Raw genomic sequence first — 15,084 nt, 5'->3', positions numbered from 1 at the left:
ATGTTCACAGAAAAGGTGACAGGTTCTGTCGCGCTTAGGCGATCAACTGGAGCGGTACCGAGAGTTCAACGATCTATGGAGCGCTCTATGCCCGCACCCAACCTGTTCCTGATCTACGTCCGCGACGCCGAGGCCGCTACGGCCTTCTACAGCGACCTGTTCGAGATCGAACCGACCTTCACCAGTCCCCACTACGTGGCTTTCGAGGTAGCCCCCGGCGTCCTGTTCGCGTTGTGGACGGGTGGCAGCGAACACGCGGTCCCGAGCACCCCTCGCACGAGCGAAGTCGGGCTGATGGTGCCGGGAGCAGCGTCCGCAGTTGACGAGATCTTCACGAGTTGGGTCTCGAAGGGAGTCCATGTCGTGGAGGAGCCGTACGACGCTGTCTTCGGCCGCACGTTCGTGATCACGGACCCCGACGGCAACCTCATCCGGGTCTCCCCGGTGGACTGAGCTGCACGAACCTTACCCACTAAGTTCGTTCTCGAAGGGCCGGCCACACACGATGGCCGGCCCTTCAGCTTGTCCAGGAGCTCAGACACGTCACATCCGAGCGCTGCCCTCACCCCGCGCCACCGTCTGAAAGTCGCGCGACTCGTCGCTGACGACGGCTGGCCAATCAGCGAAGTCGCGGCCCGTTTCCAGGTCTCCTGGCCCACTCTCCTGGCCCACCGTGAAGCGCTGGGTCAACCGCCACCTTGCCGGCGAGTCAATGCGAGACCGCTCGTCCCGACCGAAGACCTCGCCGAAGAAGACGCCCAAGGCAGTATCGATGCGATGCGTCAGCTTGCGGAGGCGATTGAGGGAGGGCCCAGTTCAACTCGCGACACGACTCGGCATCGCCGCGTCGACAGTCCACCGCATCCTCACCGCCGCGCGGCTGAACAGGCTGTCCTATCTCGACCGTGCCACTGGAGAACCCATCCGCGCTTACGAGCACCCGTACCCCGGCTCGCTGGTGCACGTGGACGTAAAGAAATTCGGGAACATCCTGACGGCGGTGGATGGCGCTACGTCGGGCGACCGCCTGGCCCTTGACGGACGGGCCGCGCCGCTGGCGGCAGGGGAAGCTCACCGTGCGGTGGGAGGCGCTTGCGCCGCGGGGGTGACGGGCGGGCCGGGGGCGGGCCCGTCACCCCCTCATGTAGAGCGCTTCATCGTTTCCGACCGCTCGTAGAGTTGTCGGGCGTTGCCGTTCCGAAGGTGGGGGCGGATGAGGGTTCGCATCTTCTTGACCCGGTCGTCACATGCTCCGGAGTGCACGAGCGGGTAGTCGTCCAGGACGCCGTCCCACGTCGCACAAGCGGCTTCAAGGTGACCAACCTCTATCTGCCGCTCAGCGAGCAGTGATTGGTAGCGGACTCGGGTCCGGCGGTGGTCGCTGCGGCGCAACCTCTGCGACTCCTGCATGGAGGCGATGCAACCGTGCACATCACCGAGGCCGTATTTCACTTGGCTGATGTGGTACAGGAGCGACGACGGCCCATATGAACCGAATGCCTTCTCTTCGGCTTCGGCCTTCTCCATCGCCACCTCAGCCTCTTTGATATACGTCAAAGCATGCTGCCGATCGCCGACTTGGGCGGCCGAGTGGGCTTGCTGACCGGCGAGGAAGGCCCGCATGCGCGGTCCGGCCGCCGGGGACGCCGCAGCGGCAGCATCCGCCAGCCGCATGGCATGTACGGCGTGTTGGAGGTCCACGGCTTGAAGGCTCATGCCTCGAAGAGTTGTGCAATACGTCAGGTGGTCTTGAGCCGCGCCGGCCAGCTCCAAGGCTTTGAGGTAGTACTCCTGCGCCAGCCCGTGATACCCCTCATCCACTGCCATATAGCCGGTGAGATAGCTCAGGTCCGCAGCGGCGGAGAGCATCCCTTTCCTCACGTCTTCGGGTGCGTCTGCCTTTAGGTATTGGCCCACGGTGTTGACCATGAAAGTCGCCGCCATGGGCCGTGCGTGGCGCCCGCCGAACAGGTCGTCGAGCTCGGACACTCTCTCGGTCATCGCAACGACCATGTCCACCTCGGGCCACCCGATCCGAGAGGTTCGACCACTCTGAATGGCATCGGCGCGGCCTATGACGTCCTGCCAACCGGGGATAGTCAGGGCCACTGAGAACAGAGCAGCCCCTAGGACGCCCCGCCGTGACGGATCTATATCGATCCTTCCGAGGTCCATCAGCCCATCCACCGTATCCACCGGCTTGGCGGCCTGATCCTTGGGAGAGGGAAAGCCCATCTCCATGTAGGTGACTGGCCGACCCAACTTCCTGGTCAGCGCTTCACGCACCAGCGGGCGGACAGATGACTTGGGGACTGTGCCCCCTAGCCAATGGTGCACAGACGTCGCGTCGTATTTGAGAGGCGCCCCGGCTTGTGTGCCGGTGCGATTGACCGCCATGGCCAGCTGGCTGTAGGTCCAGCGGCTCTCTGCCAACAAGCGACGCAACCCGTCGTTGGGCCTTCGATCAGACACGTTCCCAACTCCCCGCGCACGAGCGAACATTCAACGGTTTCAACTCTGCCCTGCGTTCCAAACGCTACCCCTGACCGGAGTCGGACGGTTACGTAGAGCGAGAAGAGACCGCTGCAACCTTTGACGTGGTGAGGTTTCCTGATGGCCCCAAGACCGCGAGTCACCTGCCTTGACGCCCGAGCCATCGCCAGCCAACTGGCCGACGAGCTCCACCTGTCCTTCATGGCACTCGGGTTCTACCTGCCGATGCGCGGGGCTGCCCCGATAGCTGGACGCGCGTTCGTCGACGTTGACCCGATCGGCCACGACACGGCCTTTCGGCTGGTGGAGACCCTTGGGCCGCCGCCGTTGCGAACGGCCCCCAGCGATGACCGCGTAGGCCAGGCGGCCGACGCGGCGCGATCGCTTCGGCGGTCCCTCTTCACCGCCGGCCTCGCCCTGCCCGGCCTGTGCGCCAAGGGCCCGCTCGTCGAGCTGGGAACCGTGTCGCCCTCCCGGGTGGAGTCGCTGGCGGGCGTCATCGCTTCGGGCTCGAAGGAGGCCGCGCGGTGACGCGGAGCAGTGGAAGGGAAAGGCTCTCCCAACTGATGGCGGCGAATGGGGAGCGCGGAGTGCTCTTGGTGCCCAAAGAGCACGGAGAACCGGAATCAGAGCGCACGGAGCGCACGGAAAAGCCAGCGAAAGGACCGAAGATTCCCCTTGGCGCGATGGCCTATCCGCCTTGCCAGTGCCCCGAGCATCGCGCCGGACGGGGGCGCCCGGACACGTCCGTGCGGTTGTCGCCGCCCGGCATCGAGAACCCCTCCGGGGGGCGACCCATGGTAAACCGCACCTTTCGGTACGAGCAGTTCACGATCGCCCAAGACCCTTCCGCCTGGCCCGAATACAGTGCCATGTGCGTATCGGGTGAGGACGTCGAATGCGGCGTGGAATCCGGCGGCGAGGGCAACCCGGAAGCCGTCGAGGAGTGGATGCGACAGCACACCCAGGGCACCGGCCACCGGCGCTATCGACGCAATATCAGCGACTACGCCGTGTGGGAACTGGCGGCTCTGGATATCCGGCTGCCTGACAAGGAATCCCAGTAGGACAGGGCCATCCCCTGGGCGCGAGCCCCCAGGGGATGGCCCGGGCAGTCAGCGGAACAGGCGGAAGAACCCGCGCACCTGCTCGACCAGCGACTCCGGCTGCTCCAGTGCGGCGAAGTGGCCGCCGTGCGGCAGTTCCTCGAACCAGCGCAGGTCGGTGAACCGCAGCTCGGCCTCTCGCCTCGACGGGCGGGTGATGTCGCGCGGGTAGACCGACAGCCCGGACGGCGCGGTCACCTTGTTCCGGAAGTCGGCGAAGCCCTCCCAGTACAGGCGCGCCGACGACGCGGCCGACGCGGTGAACCAGTAGGCCGAGATCTCGTCGAGGATCGTCTGCCGCGACACCGCGTCCTCGGGATGGCCGTCGTTGTCGGTCCAGGCCCAGAACTTCTCGGCGATCCAGGCGGCCTGGCCCGCCGGGGAGTCGGTGAGGCCGTAGCCGAGGGTCTGCGGCCGGGTCGCCTGGATCGCCGAGTACCCCCGACCGGTGCGCTGCATCTCCCTCTCGGCCTCAAGGTTCGCCAGTTCCGCGGGGGTCGGGTCGTCGAACGCGCCCGTCGCCACGGATCCCAGGTTCAGGTGCACGCCGGCTACGCGCTCGGGCGCCACCTCGCCCAGCGCGCCGGACACCGCCGAACCCCAGTCACCGCCCTGCGCGCCGTACCGTTCGTAGCCCAGCGAGACCATCAGCGTGTCCCAGGCGCGCGCGGTGCGGGTGATGCCCCATCCGGTCGTCGACGGCTTGTCGCTCCAGCCGTAGCCGGGCAAGGACGGCGCGACCACGTGGAACGCGTCCGCCGGGTCACCGCCGTACGCGCGCGGGTCGGTCAGCGGGCCGAGGATCTCCAGGAATTCGAGCACCGAACCCGGCCACCCGTGCGTGAGCACGAGCGGGAACGCGTCCGGCTCCGGCGAGCGGACGTGCAGGAAGTGGATGCCCAGCCCGTCGATCGTGTCGCGGTACTGCGGGAAGGCGTTCAGCCGCTCGGCGAACCCGAAGTCGTAGTCCTCCGCCCAACTGCGGCAGAGCTCCTGCGCGTACGCCAGCGGCAAACCCTGTGACCAGTCGTCCACCGGCTCGCGCTCGGGCCACCGTGTCCGTCGCAGTCGTTCACGCAGGTCCACGATCTCGGCTTCGGTGATGCTGACCTCGAATGGCTCGGCGGACATGGCAAGGCTCCTTATTGGTCGAGGCGTTGTCGGATCAGATGCGGGTGACCGTCATCGCAGGCTCCCACGCAAGGTTTCAGGTTCGGGGCGGCGGTCGGCGGCAGGGCGCCGGGTCAGGCTGAGGACGAGTCCGGCCAGGGGGAGTGCCGCGAGCGCGGCGAGGGCCACCGGCGCCGGCACGATGCCGGACAGGCCCGCGACCGCGGCCGGGCCGATCCCGCCGCCCAGGGCGTTCATGAAGTTGAGCAGGCTCTGTGCGGTGTCGCGGTCGTCCGCGGCGACCAGGTCCGGTGCGAGGCCCACCAGTACGGCTTGGGCGCCGGCGAATCCGCACACGGTCAACGCCGTGCCGACGACGATCGGGACCGGCCCGGTGGAGATCGCGACCACGAGCACGCCGACGACGGTGAGTGCCGCGAGCCCGGCCGTCACCTGCCAGCCGGCGAACCGGTCGGTCAAGGTGCCGACCAGCCGCCCGGCCAGCACCGAGCAGACGGCGGCCGGAACCAGGAACAGGCCGGCTTCCAGGGGGCCGCCGCCCGTGGCCTGTTCGATCAGGGACGGGGCGCGGAACAGCACCCCGTAGTAGCCGGCGAAGACGGTGCCGCCGATGAGCCCGGCCGCCAGGAAGCCGCGGGACGCGATCACCCGCCGGGGTACGAACGCGTCGGGCGTGCTTCGCACGCGCCACCACAGCCCCGCGGCGGCGAGCGCCCCGGCGGCTGCCACGACGAGCGTGACAGGAGCGGGCAGGCCGACCGAGTGCGCCTGGAGCAACGTGATCAAGGAGCCTGCGAGTACGGACAGCACGGCCGCGCCGACGATGTCGAGCCGCCCGGTCGAGCCGTTTCGCTCACCGCTGCCGCTGCCGCCACTGCTACGCGTCAGCGCGCGCCGGCTCGGCCACGCGACCAGCAGGAGGGGCAGCGCGAGGACCGGGATCGCGAGCACGGCACGCCATCCGAGCCATTCGGTCACCGCCCCGCCCACCAGCGTCCCGCACCCCGACGCCGTCGCGCTGGCGGCCGCGATGATTCCGAGGGCGCCGATCCGTTGCCGCCCGGGAAGGGCGGTGGCCGCGGCGTAGACGGCGATCACGGTCGCGCCCGCCCCGGCGCCGCCGATCAGCCGGCCGACGATCACGACGGGCAGTGTCGGCCCGGCTCCGGCGAGCGCGGAGCCCGCGGCGAGCACCACGACCCCGGCGACGAGGACCTGGAAGGGGCTCCAGCGGACCAGCAGCCGGCCCGCGACCGGCATCGCGAGCGCGGAGGTCAGCGACCACGCGGCGAGAATCCATGCGGTGGCCCCGAACGGTACGTCGAGTGCGCGGCCGATAGCCGGCAGGGCCACCGACGGCGCTCCCAGCGCCACGTACATCGGCAGCACCAGCATCCCCAAAGTCAGCCCCAGCCGACGCCCGTGCGGGGCGTCGGTTCGCTCCGGCGCCGGCGTCCGTCCAGGTGGGATCGTCTGCGGCGTCGTTCCTTGCCGGGTATGTTGTGACATGCCAAAGCTCCTTTGGGTGTAACGTTACGAGGCAGTGAGGAGACACGTCAAATGCAGGATGCGTATCACAACCCATTGGTGGTCCAGACGGCCGTCGACCTGGCCAACACCCTGATGCCGATCAAGGGAGAGGACAGGCTGGAGACCGTGGAGCAGCTCCGGGCCTTCCTCGACGACCACCCCGCGGCCGAGCCTCCGAGTTCGGCCGCGAAACAAGGGGTCGGTCCGCGGCATCTCACCCGCGCCGACCTGGCGGAAGTCCGCGCGCTGCGCGGGACGGTGCGCGAGGTGCTCGAACGGGCGAACGCGGACGCGGTCGAAGCCGCGGCCCTGATCAACGACGGTCTGCGCCGCAGCCGCGCCACCCCGGTACTGCGCCACGAGGACGACCGCTGGTGGACCGAGGTCACCTCCGACACCGACCGCCGCTCGGCGCACCTCGCCGCGACCACGCTCAGCGCACTGGCCTCCGTGATCGCCACGCTCGGCCCCGCCCGTCTCGGCGTATGCGCCGGACCGACCTGCCGGGCCACCTTCGTGGACCTCTCGCGAAACGGCTCGAAGCAGTACTGCACCCGACCCTGCGCACACCGGGCCAGCGTCGCGGCCTACCGGAGCCGACGCAGCCCGCGTTGAGCGCCGGCACCTGATCCTGCCGGGCCGACTCCGGGGTTTCGTCCGAGCCCGCCCGCCTTCGACGAACTCGTACGGGCCTCCGCGGGCGTTCCTCGCGACGCGATTCACAATGGCCGCATGGACGTCGTCGAACTGCTCGAATCAGCCTCCCTGCTGGTTCCCGAAGCTATCGCCACCGAGAACGACATCACGGTGCGAGACGTCTGGGACCACCTCGTCCACGACGAGTGGGAGCTCGCCCTGAACCTGCTGGAGGAACTCGGCGACGAGCGCCAACTCCCTCTGGCGCTCTGGGAGAAGCTCGCCGAGGCGGCTGAGCAATTCCGGCTGGAGCGGAGTGCGGCCTGGTGCCATTGGCGGTGTTCCGAGATCCGCAACGGCGTGATCCGGGCGGACCTGACGCTCCGTCCTGCCGCCGAGGCGCGACGCAAGACGCCGATCCCCGGCGCCGGTGCGCTACGACCCATGTGGGACATCGGGCACCTCTCGCCCACCGGCGGATTCACGGTCAGCATCGCCTCGCTCTGGGTTGAGAACATGCCCGTCCTGGAGCCCGGCGGACGAGCCACGGTTCGCCTCGTGCCCCTCACTCCCTCCCACTGGGCGCACCTGCGGCCCGGCCGGCGGATCGCCATGCACGAGGACCGAACCGTGGCCGGCACCGCAGTCGTCCTGGAGGTTCACAGCCCCGCCACCGCCACGCCCACAGGGTGACCTGACCGGCTCGGAACCTCCCTGCCGGCGCCCGTATCTCCGCTGTGAGCGCCGACGCGGTCCACGCCTTGGCGCACGAACAGTTCCCGTGCGGCGGCAAGGATCGACGTCCGCTTCTCCCGGGCCCCTCGCGCATCGCCTTCTCCGTACCGGCGGCGCTCTTCCCCGCCCCCGTTCATTCCCATGCCCAAGATCCGCTCTACACCGTGCAGTACACCTACTGCACTGCACGGTGTAGTGTGCAAGCCGTGACCCCAAAAGCTACGGCCGCACAGGCCTCAACGCCGCCGGTGACCGATCGCCGGCTGACCCTGATCAGCCTCGTTCTGGCCCTCGCCGTGTTCATCACGCTCCTGGACACGACGATCGTCAACGTCGCCCTCGCCCATCTGCGCACGGTGTTCGACGCCTCTGTCGCCCAGACGCAATGGGTCGCGACGGGCTACCTGCTGGCCTTCGTGTCAGTGATCCCAGTGAGCGGGTGGCTCTCCGAACGGTTCGGGGCGCGCAACGCCTGGATGTTCGCCGTGAGCGCCTTCCTCATCGGCTCGCTCCTCTGCGGCCTCGCGGGTTCCCTGCCCGTACTCATCGCCTTCCGGGTGATCCAGGGGATCGGCGGCGGCATGGTGATGCCGATAACGCTCTCCATCGTCACGCGGGCAGCCGGCCCGGAACGCATCCAGAAAGCCACAGCCGCCGTCGCGCTCCCCGGGCTGCTCGGCCCCATCCTCGGATCGGTGCTCGGCGGCGCCATCGTGCAGTCGCTGAGCTGGCACTGGATGTTCCTCGTGAACGTGCCGGTCTGCCTCGTCGCGCTCGTACTCGGCCGGTCCCTGCTGCCCAAGTCCTCCGGGCAGCGCGGTCACCGACTCGACGTTCTCGGCTTCCTCCTGCTCACGCCCGGCGTCGTCGCCATCGCCTACGGCATCGGTGAGCTCTCCGGAAAGGACGGCTTCGCCGCCACTCGCGCCTGGCTCCCGCTCCTCATCGGTGTCGTACTGCTCGCCGCCTTCACCGTCCACTCGCTGCGCGCCCGTCGCCCCGCTCTCATCGATGTCCGCGTGTTCGCGCGGCGCAGCTTCGGCCTGAGCGGCGTCATCACCTTCGCGAGCGGGTTCTCGACCTACGCCCTGTCGTTCCTGCTCCCCCTCTTCTACCAGCAGGTTCGCGGCGAGACGGTGCTGCACACGGGCGTGCTGCTCATCACGCAGGGGCTCGGCGCGATGTTCTTCGTCGTGGCCCTGCGCAACCTCGCGGCACGGCTCGACGGCCGCTTCATCGTCGCCGCCGGTGTACTGCTGACCATGATCGGGACCGTGCCGTTCGCCCTCGCGGACGCACACGGCGGAACAGCGCTGCTGCTGACCGGACAGTTCGCCCAGGGACTCGGTTTCGCCGCCACCACGTTCCCGGTGATGGCACTCGCCCTCTCGAACCTGAGCTACGAGGAAACCCCCCGAGCCAGCGCGGCGTTCAGCGTCGTACAGCGCGTCGGCGCGCCCTTCGGCGTCGCGGTCATCGCCGTGATCCTGCAGAACCGGCTCACCGGTGCCGCCTCGGCGGCGGACGGACTCTCGGCGTTCACCGGAACGTTCTGGTGGATCGTCGCCCTCGGTGCCATCCCGCTTGTCCTCGCCTTCTTCGTTCCGTCGCAGAAGCGCACCGAGCCCGAGCCGGAGCCCACGGCACCCGAAGAGCCCACCGTCGCGGCGCAGTAGCCGGAGCGTCCGAGCGGGCCGGGCGAGGCCGGTGCCGGTCTGTCGTCTGCGGCTGGGGGCTGTCGAGGGTGGGGTGCGGAGTTTCGCGCCCCACCATGAGGTACGGGAATTCCGCGCGCCCCACCATGAGGTACGGAATTCCGGGGCGGCCGTCAGATCGGTTCGGCGCGGGCGGCGGAGTAAGCCGCCTCGGCCCGTGCCTGCCGACATGGGCCGCAGTGCGTCTCGTCGGCTACGGGCCGGAAGACGTGTTCGCTGCCGGGACCCTGACAGGTCGTGAACCGGGCGGGCGGCGACGGCGGCTGAGCGGCGTGGTCACGCCGCTGCTGCTCGGCGAAGCTCCGCGCCTCCGGCAGCTTGTCGGTGAGCCTGCGACGTACGAACCCCGGTGCGTACCAGACCCCTTCGGGCGGCAGCCCGGTCGTAAGTGCCTCCCGCAGCTCCCCGGCCCGCGCTCCGCGCAGAAACCACTCGGCGGCTGCACCGGCGAGTTCCCGGGCCTCCGACACACCAAGGCGCAGTCGGCGGTCGACGTGACGGAGCGACAGCAGGACTCTTTCGGCCTCGGCGAGGTAAGGGGCGAGGATCGCCTGCCGGATTCGTTCGGCTGAAGGGGCGAGGGGCGGTGGCCCCTCGGTGGCGGCCGGGCCGTCCGGGCGGTCCTGGGCGGGCGGTTCTTCGAGCGGAGCGACGGTGGGTGGGAGGGAGGAGTTCTTCTCCTCGTTCTTCTTCTTTTGGATATGACCACCGGCCCTCCGGCCGGTCGGTCCGCCGACCGTCGGAGACTGCGTACTCGGCGGGGCCCCGTCCCGTACCCGGGCCGCCTCCTCGCCGCTCAGGACGGTGTTGGAGAAGACCTGCTGCGTAATCCAGCGCCCGCGCTCGGCCTGCCACCGCCAGTCGTGGAAGTAGCCGCCCTCGACGAGCAGTCGCTTGGCCTTCTGGAACGACCGCCCCTTGATCCCGACCCGTGCGGCGTGCTCGCTGAGCGGCCTGCCGGTCTCGGACTCGGGGAGGCCCTGTACGTAGATGAGGAGGATCTTGGCGTCACTGTTCAGACGACAATGACGGACGACGTCGTGCGCCGCCTTCACGTAGCGCCCGGTGGGCGCGATAACATGCCGGAGCATCTCGGTGGGACCTGTGATTCCACTCGCGGTGAAGGCCCTCAGACCGGTGTTGTCGCACCACTGGGGGCCGCTCCGTGCATATGCGCGGAGCGTGATGACTCGGTCACAGTACCGCCAAAACCGCACCTCGCGCGCCTGACTGGCGGCTTCGCGCATCCGCTCTACGGTCCGCCGCCTTCGCGGGGCGGGCGGGCAGGGGTCAACCCTGGACGCGACTGAACCCCACCCGGTCACACGTAGGTCGCATCGCCCCCTACGTCGGCAGGAAGGGCGCGAAGCAGCGCGTCCACCAGCGGTCGGTCGCGGTCCTGTGTCAGGCGGGCGCGGGCCGCGGTCGGGGGGAGCCATAGCAGGCGGTCCACTTCGCGGTTGGGCTCGAAGGAGCCCTCCGTCGCCTCCGCCGCCCAGTAGCGGACCTCCTTGGGGCGGACGCCCGCCATGTAGTGCGCGGTGGGCAGGACCGCCCCCGGCTCGCACTCCATGCCGGTCTCCTCCAGCACCTCGCGCTGCGCGCCGGTCAGCGCGTCCTCGCCGCGCTTCAGCTTGCCCTTGGGGTGCGACCAGTCGTCGTATTTCGGCCTGTGCACGAGCGCGATCTCCAGCTGTCCGTCGACCGGACCGCGCCGCCACAGTACGCAGCCCGCCGCGCGGATCGTCCCGTCCGCCATCGTCATCCCGTCGCTCCGCCCATCGCTCGTCTCCTCCAGCCGTACGGGCGCCCGAGCGCCCGTACGCGTCATGGCGCCGTCTTCGCCGGCGCCGCCGCCAGCCGCTGCCAGATCCGCCCGAAGGAGAACCTCGCCGCCTCCACCTCGTGCCGTTGATCGGCGTGGAGCACGCCGAGAGCGTACGCGGTGGCCGGGGCGATGCGGGGCGTACGGGCGGCGGAGGCGGCAGCGGCGGCGGCCTCGGCGGCGTCGCGGTGGCGGTCCAGTGCCTGGCTCGCGCCCAAGAGCCGGACCGCGAAGCCGGGTTCCCCCTCGTCGGCCGCACAACCCGGCGCGTCGGGGCCCGGTGCGTCCAGCACCTCCTGTGCGTACCGACGCAGCCGTACGAGCTCCCGTACGTGGTGCCAGGGCGCGTCCTGGCGCTCCGCGGCGGGCGGCGCGTCGGCGGCCTCGGTGGCGGCCAGGCCGTGGACGAGCGCCTCGGCGTTGTACGGGTGTCCGGCCAGGCCGAGCGGCAGCGCCCGCACGGCCTCGACGAGCCGCTGGTGGGTGTGGTCGGCCAGCCTCGGCAGCGCCTGGTGGGCCAGGAGGTCCTCGGCGGCCGGGTCGAGCGGCACCTCGGAGGCGAGCACGGCGACCGCGTCGGCCACCGCGTGGAACCTGGAGGACCCCAACGACTGGAGCGCCGCCGAGTGGGCGCGGGTCCGCGCGAGCGTCAACTGCCGCTCCAGCAGGGCCCCGGCGCGCGCCGCGCCCACCGTCAGCGCGCTCGTCGGCCGCTCGCCGTCCCGCTCCGCCGCCCGCATCCGGTCCCGTTCGCCGTCCCGCTCCGCCGTGCGGGCCCGGTCCCGTTCGCCCCCCGGCTGCGGCGGACCGGCCGCGCCGGAGAGGCGGTGCAGCGCGCCCCGCAGGCGCGCCAGCCGGGCCGCATACGCGTGCTCGCGCGCCAGCGTGCCCGACAACCAGGCGAGTTCCGCGCGGAGTTGGTCCGCCCAGCCGGTGTCCGTCAGCGGACGATAGACGTACAGGGCCCCGCTGATCCGCCGCGCGGAGCGGCGCAGCAGCCGGGCGGCCTCGACGGTGTCGTCCGCGTCGGCGCCGCTCTCCGAGTGCAGCCGCAGGCTGCGCAGGAAGTCCGCCGCCCGCGCGTTGAGGTAGCCGGAGAGCACGTCGGCGGCTGTCGGCTCGGCTCTTCCGGCGGAGGCCGGGGCCGAGGCCGGAGCCGGGCCCGAAACCGAGGCCGGAGCCGGGACCGCCGTCCCGACCGCGTGGTTCATCATGGTGTCCTCCCCCCTGAGGCTGTCTTCGCCGCGGTCCGCACGGCCCGGCACGGGCGCGCCGGCCGGACTCGCCGGTCCCATGGCCGAAGCCGCCGGGACGACCGGAGCGGCCGGAGCGGCCGGAGCGGCCGGAGCTGTCGAAGTCCGCAGGTCATGGGGTCGCTGATGAGCCACGCCGGCGCCTCCGGGCGTCTATGAGCATCTCCTGCACGTTCCGCAGCGGCCGGCCGTCCCCGTCCGTGGCGTGCCGCGTCCAGCCGCCGTCCGCGCCGAGGTGCCAGGAGGCGGTGGAGTCGGACAGGCCCGACTCCAGCAGCCGGTGCAGCGCGGCGCGGTGGGCGGGGTCGGTGACCCGTACCAGCGTCTCGATGCGCCGGTCGAGGTTGCGGTGCATCATGTCGGCGCTGCCGAGCCAGACTTCGGGCTCGCCGCCGTTCTCGAAGGCGAACACCCGTGAGTGTTCGAGGAAGCGGCCGAGCACGCTGCGCACCCGGATGTTCTCGCTCAGCCCGGCCACGCCCGGCCGCAGCGCGCAGATGCCGCGCACCCACACGTCGACCGGCACGCCCGCCCGGGCGGCCCGGTACAGCGCGTCGATGACGGCCTCGTCCACCATCGAGTTGACCTTGATGCGGATGTACGCGGGCCGCCCGGCGCGGTGGCCCGCGACCTCCTTGGCGATCCGCGTGAGCAGGCCGTCGCGCAGCGACCTGGGGGCGACCAGCAGCCGCCGGTAACTCTCCCGCCGGGAGTATCCGGACAGCCGGTTGAAGAGGTCGGAGAGGTCCGCGCCCACCTGCGCGTCGGCGGTCAGCAGCCCGAGGTCCTCGTAGAGCCGCGCCGTCTTCGGGTGGTAATTGCCGGTCCCCACATGGGAGTAGCGGCGCAGCGTGTCGCCTTCCTGGCGGACCACGAGGGAGAGCTTGCAGTGCGTCTTGAGCCCCACCAGCCCGTAGACGACGTGGCAGCCCGCCTCCTCCAGCTTCCGCGCCCACTTGATGTTGGCCTGCTCGTCGAAGCGCGCCTTGATCTCCACCAGGACCAGGACCTGCTTGCCCGACTCGGCGGCGTCGATCAGCGCGTCCACGATCGGCGAGTCGCCGGAGGTCCGGTACAGGGTCTGCTTGATGGCCAGTACGGCCGGGTCGGCCGCCGCCTGCTCCAGGAACGCCTGGACCGAGGTGGAGAACGAGTCGTACGGGTGGTGCAGCAGCACGTCGCGCTCTCGCAGCGCGGCGAAGATGTCGGGCGCGGAGGCGGACTCCACCTCGGCGAGGTCCCGGTGGGTGCCCGCCACGAACTTCGGGTACTTGAGCTCCGGCCGGTCCAGCGTCGCGATCCCGAACAGCCCGGTCAGGTCCAGCGGGCCGGGCAGCGGGTAGACCTCGGCGTCGGAGACCTTGAGTTCGCGGACCAGCAGGTCGAGCACGTACGGGTCGATGGACTCCTCGACCTCCAGGCGCACCGGCGGCCCGAAGCGGCGCCGCATCAGCTCCTTCTCCAGCGCCTGGAGGAGGTTCTCGGCGTCGTCCTCCTCGACCTCCAGGTCCTCGTTGCGGGTGACCCGGAACATGTGGTGCGCGAGCACCTCCATGCCGGGGAAGAGGTCTTCGAGGTGGGCCGCGATGACGTCCTCAAGGGGCACGTACCGCTGCGGCGACGCCTCCAGGAAGCGGTGCAGCAGCGGCGGGACCTTCACACGTGCGAAGTGGTCATGTCCGCTGACCGGGTTCCGCACGACGACCGCGAGGTTGAGCGAGAGCCCCGAGATGTACGGGAAGGGGTGCGCGGGGTCCACGGCCAGCGGGGTGAGCACGGGGAAGATCTGCTGCCGGAAGAGCGTGAAGAGGCGGCTCTGCTCCTTCTCCGTCAGCTCGGGCCAGCGGATCAGATCGATGCCCCGCTCGGCCAGTTCGGGCGCGACGTCCTGCTGGTAGCAGGCCGCGTGCCGGGCCATGAGCTCCCGGGACCGGGTCCAGATCAGGTCCAGCACCTCGCGGGGCTGGAGCCCGGACGCCGAGCGGGTCGCCACGCCGGTCGCGATGCGCCGCTTGAGGCCGGCGACCCGCACCATGAAGAACTCGTCGAGGTTGCTGGCGAAGATGGCCAGGAAGTTCGCCCGTTCGAGGAGCGGCGTCGCCGGGTCCTCGGCGAGTTCCAGCACCCGTTCGTTGAACGCGAGCCAACTGCGCTCCCGGTCCAGGAACCGGCCCTGCGGCAGTTTCCCGCCCTCCTCGTCCCCGTCCTCGCCCCCGTCCGCCTGCCGGGCTGTGCTCTCCTCGTACCCGTCGTATCCCTCGTACGCGTCGGGGTCCGCGTCCAGGTCGGGTTCGAGCTCCCGGACGGCGGGCGCGCCCACGGCGTGCGGGCGGTGTGCCGCTATGGAGCCGACCGAGGGCTGCGGCGGCGGGTCGGCCGGCGGCTGGGCCCGTGCGGTCTTCCGGGGGCCCGGCGGACGCTCCTCAGGAGAATGCAGCATGTGGCCATTGTTCCGCGCGAGCGGTACCACGGGCGCGTCGGAAAGCGGCTCGTGGGCGGCGCGGAGCCTGCGGTCGGGGGGATCGGGCACAGCGGGCTGCATTCAGCGATGCTCGCAACCGCAATTGAATCGCCGGTAACGCGCACATGGCGCTTAGGAAATCGGGACGCTACCCCGCGGCATCGACGGCGCCGCGCGGGACGTCGCGACAGACGCCGCG

Annotated in this window: 13 protein-coding genes and 2 pseudogenes; 8 read left to right on the top strand and 7 right to left on the bottom strand. The window is 70.4% G+C overall.

The window, feature by feature from the left end; genetic code table 11:
- Positions 1–87 precede the first annotated feature (87 nt).
- The 3 genes and pseudogenes from AB0I22_RS31360 to AB0I22_RS31350 form a co-directional block, all read left to right on the top strand.
- The gene (locus AB0I22_RS31360) at positions 88–453 is read left to right on the top strand and encodes a VOC family protein (protein ID WP_262036924.1); all 366 of its coding nucleotides are present in this window, start codon (positions 88–90) and stop codon (positions 451–453) included.
- 69 nt (positions 454–522) lie between these two features.
- Positions 523–1,023: pseudogene (locus AB0I22_RS31355) on the top strand (helix-turn-helix domain-containing protein); the annotation flags it as partial.
- Positions 1,017–1,109, top strand: a pseudogene (locus AB0I22_RS31350) (class I SAM-dependent methyltransferase); the annotation flags it as partial. The pseudogenes AB0I22_RS31355 and AB0I22_RS31350, both read left to right, overlap by 7 nt.
- A gap of 31 nt (positions 1,110–1,140) precedes the next feature.
- On the opposite strand, the gene AB0I22_RS31345 reads toward AB0I22_RS31350, so the two are convergent.
- Positions 1,141–2,502 carry a tetratricopeptide repeat protein gene (locus AB0I22_RS31345; protein WP_363134354.1) on the bottom strand — a complete coding sequence of 454 codons (1,362 nt, stop codon included), beginning with the start codon at positions 2,500–2,502 and terminating at the stop codon, positions 1,141–1,143.
- 111 nt (positions 2,503–2,613) lie between these two features.
- Between AB0I22_RS31345 and AB0I22_RS31340 the strand changes: the two genes are divergently transcribed.
- Together AB0I22_RS31340 and AB0I22_RS31335 are read left to right on the top strand one after the other, a co-directional pair.
- Positions 2,614–3,024: a hypothetical protein gene (locus AB0I22_RS31340; protein WP_363134353.1), complete on the top strand. Its 411-nt coding sequence runs from the start codon at positions 2,614–2,616 to the stop codon at positions 3,022–3,024.
- 266 nt (positions 3,025–3,290) lie between these two features.
- Positions 3,291–3,560, top strand: a complete 270-nt coding sequence (locus AB0I22_RS31335; RefSeq protein WP_363134352.1) for a hypothetical protein — start codon at positions 3,291–3,293, stop codon at positions 3,558–3,560.
- 48 nt (positions 3,561–3,608) lie between these two features.
- Here AB0I22_RS31335 and AB0I22_RS31330 read toward each other — a convergent pair whose 3' ends face one another.
- Positions 3,609–4,730 (bottom strand): epoxide hydrolase family protein, encoded by a 1,122-nt coding sequence (locus AB0I22_RS31330; RefSeq protein WP_363134351.1) that lies wholly within the window; start codon positions 4,728–4,730, stop codon positions 3,609–3,611.
- 51 nt (positions 4,731–4,781) lie between these two features.
- Positions 4,782–6,239, bottom strand: a complete 1,458-nt coding sequence (locus AB0I22_RS31325; protein WP_363134350.1) for an MFS transporter — start codon at positions 6,237–6,239, stop codon at positions 4,782–4,784.
- A gap of 51 nt (positions 6,240–6,290) precedes the next feature.
- On the opposite strand from AB0I22_RS31325, the gene AB0I22_RS31320 reads away from it, so the two are divergent.
- The 3 genes from AB0I22_RS31320 to AB0I22_RS31310 all read left to right on the top strand — a co-directional run bounded on the left by AB0I22_RS31320 (position 6,291) and on the right by AB0I22_RS31310 (position 9,307).
- Entirely contained in the window at positions 6,291–6,875 is a 585-nt protein-coding gene (locus AB0I22_RS31320) for a CGNR zinc finger domain-containing protein (protein WP_363134349.1), read from the top strand.
- A 117-nt stretch (positions 6,876–6,992) separates the two neighbouring features.
- Complete coding sequence (locus AB0I22_RS31315; protein ID WP_363134348.1) at positions 6,993–7,589, top strand: hypothetical protein; 597 nt, start codon at positions 6,993–6,995, stop codon at positions 7,587–7,589.
- A gap of 290 nt (positions 7,590–7,879) precedes the next feature.
- Entirely contained in the window at positions 7,880–9,307 is a 1,428-nt protein-coding gene (locus AB0I22_RS31310; RefSeq protein WP_363134347.1) for a DHA2 family efflux MFS transporter permease subunit, read from the top strand.
- Positions 9,308–9,459: 152 nt separating this feature from the next.
- On the opposite strand, the gene AB0I22_RS31305 is transcribed toward AB0I22_RS31310, so the two are convergent.
- From AB0I22_RS31305 to AB0I22_RS31290, 4 genes are all read right to left on the bottom strand, one after another.
- On the bottom strand, positions 9,460–10,437 hold the full coding sequence (locus AB0I22_RS31305; RefSeq protein WP_363134346.1) for a hypothetical protein: 978 nt from the start codon (positions 10,435–10,437) through the stop codon (positions 9,460–9,462).
- A gap of 230 nt (positions 10,438–10,667) precedes the next feature.
- A complete protein-coding gene (locus AB0I22_RS31300; protein WP_363134404.1) occupies positions 10,668–11,111 on the bottom strand; it encodes an NUDIX hydrolase in 444 nt (147 codons plus the stop codon).
- Positions 11,112–11,173: 62 nt separating this feature from the next.
- Positions 11,174–12,385: a CHAD domain-containing protein gene (locus tag AB0I22_RS31295; RefSeq protein ID WP_363134345.1), complete on the bottom strand. Its 1,212-nt coding sequence runs from the start codon at positions 12,383–12,385 to the stop codon at positions 11,174–11,176.
- A gap of 151 nt (positions 12,386–12,536) precedes the next feature.
- On the bottom strand, positions 12,537–14,864 hold the full coding sequence (locus AB0I22_RS31290) for an RNA degradosome polyphosphate kinase (RefSeq protein ID WP_363134344.1): 2,328 nt from the start codon (positions 14,862–14,864) through the stop codon (positions 12,537–12,539).
- Positions 14,865–15,084 lie beyond the last annotated feature (220 nt).

Origin of the sequence: Streptomyces sp. NPDC050610, assembly GCF_040654875.1 — a bacterium.
In the GTDB taxonomy this organism is placed as follows: Bacteria; Actinomycetota; Actinomycetes; order Streptomycetales; family Streptomycetaceae; genus Streptomyces.
The sequence above is the reverse complement of the archived record's forward strand: the minus strand, read 5'-3'. Positions and strand labels throughout refer to the sequence as shown.

Excerpts from the sequence above, each read along its gene's own strand:
- AB0I22_RS31360 (WP_262036924.1), top strand. The coding sequence starts at position 88 with ATGCCCGCACCCAACCTGTTCCTGATCTACGTCCGCGACGCCGAGGCC.
- AB0I22_RS31345 (WP_363134354.1), bottom strand. The coding sequence starts at position 2,502 with ATGTTCGCTCGTGCGCGGGGAGTTGGGAACGTGTCTGATCGAAGGCCC.
- AB0I22_RS31340 (WP_363134353.1), top strand. The coding sequence starts at position 2,614 with ATGGCCCCAAGACCGCGAGTCACCTGCCTTGACGCCCGAGCCATCGCC.
- AB0I22_RS31335 (WP_363134352.1), top strand. The coding sequence starts at position 3,291 with ATGGTAAACCGCACCTTTCGGTACGAGCAGTTCACGATCGCCCAAGAC.
- AB0I22_RS31330 (WP_363134351.1), bottom strand. The coding sequence starts at position 4,730 with ATGTCCGCCGAGCCATTCGAGGTCAGCATCACCGAAGCCGAGATCGTG.
- AB0I22_RS31325 (WP_363134350.1), bottom strand. The coding sequence starts at position 6,239 with ATGTCACAACATACCCGGCAAGGAACGACGCCGCAGACGATCCCACCT.
- AB0I22_RS31320 (WP_363134349.1), top strand. The coding sequence starts at position 6,291 with ATGCAGGATGCGTATCACAACCCATTGGTGGTCCAGACGGCCGTCGAC.
- AB0I22_RS31315 (WP_363134348.1), top strand. The coding sequence starts at position 6,993 with ATGGACGTCGTCGAACTGCTCGAATCAGCCTCCCTGCTGGTTCCCGAA.
- AB0I22_RS31305 (WP_363134346.1), bottom strand. The coding sequence starts at position 10,437 with ATGCTCCGGCATGTTATCGCGCCCACCGGGCGCTACGTGAAGGCGGCG.
- AB0I22_RS31300 (WP_363134404.1), bottom strand. The coding sequence starts at position 11,111 with ATGACGATGGCGGACGGGACGATCCGCGCGGCGGGCTGCGTACTGTGG.
- AB0I22_RS31295 (WP_363134345.1), bottom strand. The coding sequence starts at position 12,385 with ATGATGAACCACGCGGTCGGGACGGCGGTCCCGGCTCCGGCCTCGGTT.
- AB0I22_RS31290 (WP_363134344.1), bottom strand. The coding sequence starts at position 14,864 with ATGCTGCATTCTCCTGAGGAGCGTCCGCCGGGCCCCCGGAAGACCGCA.